Below are 5,883 nucleotides of genomic sequence, written 5' to 3' on the forward strand. Positions count from 1 at the left end.
TTGCAGCAAAATTGACTACACCCACTGCAAATCTACGCATATTTCAGTAAAATTTATTTTCCTGCGACATGGAGGATATAGGTGCCGGAAAATGATCAAATGGCCTCTGATTACGCTGTTCATGTGCAGCGTCTTTTACACACATTATCGTGGCAAGGTGCGGCATAAATGGCTGCGGCAATCGACTGACCACTCTACCTTCATGGCGCCGATCAACGCGTTCATGACCTTGTTTTCCCGCCTGCCGGATCGACCGTATCACCACCTCGACAGTTACCCGGAAATGCGCCCGCTGGCCGAGCAGTGGCAAGTCATACGGGATGAAGCGCTGGCATTGCAGGAACACATCAAGGCTTCCGCTAATTTTGACGATGCCGGCTTCAATTCCTTCTTCCGGCGCGGCTGGACACGCTTCTATTTGAAATGGTACGGCGCAAGCCATCCATCGGCACAGCAACGCTGTCCGCGCACCGTCGCCATTCTGGAATCCATTCCCATCGTCAAGGCCGCCATGTTCGCGCAATTACCGCCGGGTGCCGATCTGGGCCGTCATCGCGATCCGTATGCCGGCTCGCTGCGTTACCACCTCGGCCTGGTCACGCCGAACGACGACCGCTGCTTCATAGCCGTGGATGGCATACGCTACAGCTGGCGCGATGGCGAAGCGGTCATTTTCGATGAGACTTATATCCACTGGGCCGCCAACGAGAGCGATAAAAATCGCATCATCCTGTTCTGCGATCTGGAACGCAAGATGAAATGGCGCTGGGCGCAAGCCGTCAACCGCTGGTTCGGCCGCAAAGTCATGGCCGCAACGGCCGCTCCCAACGATGGACAGGATCGCACCGGCGGCGTCAATCGCGCGTTTCGCCACGTCTATGCGGTGCGTCGCTCCGGCAAGAAGCTCAAGGCGCATAACAAGCCGCTGTATTACGTCGTCAAGTGGTCGCTGTTGTTATCCATCGTGGCCGGAATTTTGCTGATGTGAGCATTTCTTGGGAGGCACATCGATCAAGCTTCGTCAAACGCAAACAGCCCGGTTATACCGGGCTGTTTTTCATGATTTGAGGCGTAAATGGAGGAAAAACCTAGTGATGCATTACCGGAATCTGCTCACGCCTGTTCCAGGCTGATATCGCATCCTGATCATTTTTGGCTTCCGTACTGGCACTAAAATGCGCTGCGTTGTGATTCAAGGTACATGCTTCATTCAAGCAATGCACATAGCTGTAAGGCCGTTCGGATTCAAGGTAATGGGCTTCTTTCAGTTCTGCCTTACTGCCGCAAACAGGACAAGGTTTTAATGTTGCATCCATTTTTTCCTCCTAAGTGGTTACATTGCGTCTCTTCTCGATCTCGTTTGATAACTTCGATACTTAAGAGTTCAGCGCCATCCTCCTGATATGTACTGGTTCTAGTTTGCTCTACAAGTAACGCTACCTCGCATTACTTGATTTAAATTCTAGTACAAAATCGCAGGCAAGGTTTTTTAACCCTACAACTTATCTGTATTTAAAATGATGCTTTCAGCGTCCACACGCGCATCGCCTTGCACAGCCATGCAAGGCCGACAAATTTCTGGCGTGTCACAAGCAGGTAACAATCGCTGCTTACACTACGCAGGTCACTCCATCCAAGTATTGGACTTTTGCCCGCGCCGCAAGGTTAGCGGGCTTTTTTTTATGGATCGAAAGAGATGTCGCTGAAGCTCAACGTTTTTCAAACACGCCTTCGGCTCGATTTTTTTTCACGTCATTCCATGTGAAAATTTGCGCATTCATCGCAATGTAGACGCCATGCGGCAAGGCCTGCGCGATGCCGCAGGCAAAACCGAAGTTGAACAGTGCATCCGAATTCTTGATTTCGTAAGGCACCATCGCACCGGTCAGCACGATTGTTTTCGGCAATTGTGCTGCACCCAGCACCTCCGCCGTTTCGCGCATGGTGTCGGTACCGTGCACGACCACGATGCTGGTCTCGTCGGCGCGCAGGCAGGAAGCAGCAATACGCTGGCGGTCAGCGTCGTGCATGTCCAACGAATCGAGGAAAGGCAGTTGTTCCAGCTGAATCGGCACCGTAATCCGGCACCGCTTGATGATTTGCGGCAGGTGACCCTTGCTGAAATTCAGCTCGCCCGCAATTTCATCGTAATGTTTATCGAAGGTACCACCGGTGGCAATGATGCGCAGAGTCATGTTTAGTCACAAGGCAAGAAGGCAGTCCACAATCGGATCGCTCATCATAACGCGGGCAGTGCAGCAATGAAAAGAGGCGCATAACTATCAGACGATAAATATGCAAATGCTGGCGTCTTCAGGCAGCAATTTTCATCGCCGGGTCAATCGGGATTTCCTCGTTGTTGAGCACCGCAAACAAATGATCGACGTTAATCGACTGAATCAGCAGATTCCCGCGATTGGCCTGTATCACTTCCGTCACCAGCATGCCGGTACTCGGCGCTGCCAGCGGCGTCGGCACAATTTGCGACGGCTGGAATTCCGGTACGCCATGCAGTTCGCTGACCAGCAAGCCGATGCTTTGCGTGCCGCGATTGACGACAATGACCTGGCTGCTGCTGTCAATATCCGAACGGCAACCGCGCACCAGATGGCCCAGATCGAAAACCCAGACGAAACGCCTGGATTCATTCTCATGCTGCAATGCGAGTATGCCTATGCGTTCGGCGCGGCTGCCCATGGACATCGGTGCGATTTTGGAAGCCGGCAAGGCTTCCTGCACGTATTCGGCTGCCATCGCAAACAGTGCACCGTCAATGAAGAAGGTGGCAAACTCGCGCCCGGCCGGCGCCATCGCATCCAGTTCCAGTACCGTGCCGGCGCTATTGCCGTGGCTGATTTGCTGGCGCTCTTCACCGAAAGAGTGAAATACCACAGCCAGCACATCTTCCCGATAACCGTCTGAAGTCTTGAACTCGCGGTAACCGTGCGACATCGTGCAACCCAGGATGGCGTAATGGCCGTCGTGAATCACGATGCGCGAGGCGCTGTCACCGTTTTTCACATCAAGAAGCACAGGATCGAGCTCCAGCAAGGTACCGACCGGGCGCGTCGCATCGGTGCTGGAAATAATGTAGCCGCGACGATCGACAAACAGCGCCGTGGCGCTCTTCTTGTCGCCCAGCGCGCCTTGCAGCATGGCCGAGAATTCCGGTTCCGCATCGAAGACTATGCCGATACCGCCGACCATCTGGGCGGCATCATCCGGATGGCGGATGGCGGCATGATAAACATAGGTTGGGCGATCACCATACAACGCCGTTTTTTCAAACGGCGTGACGTAATACTGCTGATCGCTGCGCAAGGCGCGCACCTGTTCGAAGGTGGCGTCGCCTATCATCGTTCCGACCACTTCCAGGCCGTCTGCCTTGTAGTCGCTGCTGGCAATGATCATGCCGGCAGCGTCATATACAAAAATACGCGTGTACACCGTGTAGAGCGAATTGATGTAGCCCAGAATTTCAGTCAGGCGTGCGACGGTTTCTGCCGATTTGACTGGGGCCGCCAGTGCGATTTGCAGTTCCGGCGTCAGCGCCCACCAGCGGCAATCGTCGGAGCGCTCGTACAAATTGCGGTCCAGCAAATCGACCATCAGATGCGAAACAAATTCCGCATCGCTCAGGCTGGAAGACAGCACGGTTTCATACAGATCGCGTATCGATTGCGAAAACAGCTCATTGCTGCGCGTGCCGGTTTCACTGATTTGCTCAAGGATGGTTTTAAGCTTCAGCAATTCACCGTTTTGCCCGGCCGTCATGACCTGCCCGTTCCACACCACGCGGCGTATGGTTTCGGCCGCGCTCATGATTTCAAACAGAGGAGGGCAGAAAGTCTGCGCATGCGACAACAGTCCGTCGGCAACATGTTGGTCCAGCGAGGTCAGCGCATTCGTCGCGCGGCCGGTAAAGCCCAGCTCAACCGGAATCATCACTTGCCCCTGCCAGCCCGGTGGCCCCATATAGCCCTGATAACCATCTGCAGAAAAAGTGCGCGCCAGATATTCACGTCCACCGTACACGACCAGCCTTGGATCGGCATCGCAATTGACCGGCACCTCGGCACCAAGCGGAATCCAGCGCGGATCGGCGCTGGCGATCACGCGATTGCTGCCATCAAGCAGCAGCATATTCGAACGTTCGGCAGGATCGCGATGCGAACGGAAGATGCTCGCCATCTCTTCTTCAAAATGGAAGCACAGACACAGTACACCGACCACGGCGCCGGTTTCCGGATGGTGCATGCGGCGCGAATAGATCAGCGCTTCATGCTTGCCGGGACGCAGATCGGTGGCGCGAAAGGTTTCAACATAGGTATCCGACATCAGCGTTTGCCTGAGCAGCGGATCGGCGCTGCCTTCGAGCGGCGTGGTTTCATCGATCTGCACCAGCACATTGCCGGCATCGTCGAGCAAAATGATTTCGTCATAGACGGTGTACTTGCTGCGATAGGCACGCAAGCGGGCGCGTATCATGTCCCTATCATCGTGCAGGCCGGCGACGAAGGCGCACAGTTCGCGATCGGTGGCGAGGAAGCCGACATCGGCGGTGCGCTCATACAGATTGCGCACGACAATATCGATCACGTACTGCGCCTTGGTACCGATCTCTTCCAGCACATTGGATACTTTTTCACGCACCAGGCTGCTCACCAATTCCTGCTCCAGACGGTTGAAGCCAGCGCGCGTCGCGGCCATCGTCGGCAGGATCGCCTTCGCTTCGACCGGGCAATTCATCTTGGCAGACGCCTCGATCATGCGCCACATCAGGTTCAACTCGCGCAGTGATTCTTCGCAACGGCTGACATCGCGCATATACGGTAAAAAAGTATCGATTTGCAGTGCAGAAGGATGGTCCATCTGAAACTCCCTGGTCTGTCATTTTTCGATGCCACTCCACAGCGGCACTCGGGCAAGACTTGATCGCCTGATTAATAATGCACATAGGCAATAAGCAAATTGCAGACCAGCAATAAGACCTTATCCTTTTGGTATGAATTCACTGTGGGGCGCGCGCACTCGTGACTTGCTCACATCTTGATAGTCATGCTCACAGTGCGTTTTCGGCTTGCGCAGATTTTTTCTAACGTGGCCGATTACGAAATGCGTTTGTGTACTTGCACTGAAATTATTCATGCATTTTTTAAGCAATATTTGCGTATCGTTTTTACGTCGCCTAATGGTGCACCGAAAAGACCATCGGCTAACCAGGCAGCGCAAATGCCGTTACACTATCGCCGGCTCGCAACATTTTTGAATTGTATTGTTTTAGCTATGAAACCTATCGCTCCGGGAACCGTGATTTTTCACCGCCATCGTGGTTATGGCGTCATCACGACCGTCAATCTGATGACGGGCTGGATTTCTGCGCGCTTCGGCAACGAAATGCGCACGCTGGATTTGAATTTATCCACCGATGAAGTGCAGCATGCCGATGGCGAACCCATCCTGTTCCGCCGTACGCCACCCGATCCGATGCCGCATGCGCGACTGATGGCGATGGTGCGCGAACTGCACAAAGCCGGTTATCAACGCCTGTATTTATATAGCTGGCCCAAGCCATCCGGCCTGCACTGGCGCTGGCATTTATTCACCGGACCGCGCAACTGGATGGAACGTCCGTGGCGCGAAGGCTGGTACGGCTCAGGCGCTGAATACAACTGCAATCCCGTGATGGGTTGGGGCGATACGCCTGGCGAAACGCCGGAAGAATTGGCCAGCACACTGGCACAGTTCGATCCGACCGGCATGGCGCAAGCGCTGGGGCGTGATGAAGATCACGCCGCCTGGTTCGCTCTGGTGTGCGACGCCTTGCTGCCGGATTACACCTTCTCGCTGGGTTGGGATAAACAGGATGGCCGCATCCCCGAT

Annotated in this window: 5 protein-coding genes; 2 read left to right on the forward strand and 3 right to left on the reverse strand. The window is 54.5% G+C overall.

The features are described 5' to 3' along the window. The first annotated feature begins 94 nt into the window (after positions 1 to 94). Positions 95 to 988 (forward strand): lipid A hydroxylase LpxO, encoded by an 894-nt coding sequence (gene lpxO / locus ABWP27_RS11755; RefSeq protein ID WP_353157004.1) that lies wholly within the window; start codon positions 95 to 97, stop codon positions 986 to 988. Between the two features lie 100 nt (positions 989 to 1,088). Here lpxO and ABWP27_RS11760 read toward each other — a convergent pair whose 3' ends face one another. The 3 genes from ABWP27_RS11760 to ABWP27_RS11770 form a co-directional block, all read right to left on the reverse strand. Continuing rightward, a complete protein-coding gene (locus tag ABWP27_RS11760) occupies positions 1,089 to 1,316 on the reverse strand; it encodes a Lar family restriction alleviation protein (protein ID WP_353156993.1) in 228 nt (75 codons plus the stop codon). A gap of 393 nt (positions 1,317 to 1,709) precedes the next feature. Continuing rightward, a complete protein-coding gene (locus tag ABWP27_RS11765; protein WP_353156996.1) occupies positions 1,710 to 2,195 on the reverse strand; it encodes an asparaginase domain-containing protein in 486 nt (161 codons plus the stop codon). A 118-nt stretch (positions 2,196 to 2,313) separates the two neighbouring features. Continuing rightward, positions 2,314 to 4,872, reverse strand: a complete 2,559-nt coding sequence (locus ABWP27_RS11770) for a chemotaxis protein CheW (protein WP_353156998.1) — start codon at positions 4,870 to 4,872, stop codon at positions 2,314 to 2,316. A gap of 414 nt (positions 4,873 to 5,286) precedes the next feature. On the opposite strand from ABWP27_RS11770, the gene ABWP27_RS11775 reads away from it, so the two are divergent. Beyond that, positions 5,287 to 5,883 (forward strand): L-asparaginase (locus tag ABWP27_RS11775; RefSeq protein WP_353157001.1); only part of this gene is annotated, 597 nt, incomplete at its 3' end.

The organism is Herminiimonas fonticola, assembly GCF_040395855.1.
Taxonomy (GTDB): domain Bacteria; phylum Pseudomonadota; class Gammaproteobacteria; order Burkholderiales; family Burkholderiaceae_D; genus Oxalicibacterium; species Oxalicibacterium fonticola_A.

Coding starts and splice junctions, on each gene's coding strand:
- ABWP27_RS11760 (WP_353156993.1), bottom strand. CDS start 1,316: ATGGATGCAACATTAAAACCTTGTCCTGTTTGCGGCAGTAAGGCAGAA.
- ABWP27_RS11765 (WP_353156996.1), bottom strand. CDS start 2,195: ATGACTCTGCGCATCATTGCCACCGGTGGTACCTTCGATAAACATTAC.
- ABWP27_RS11770 (WP_353156998.1), bottom strand. CDS start 4,872: ATGGACCATCCTTCTGCACTGCAAATCGATACTTTTTTACCGTATATG.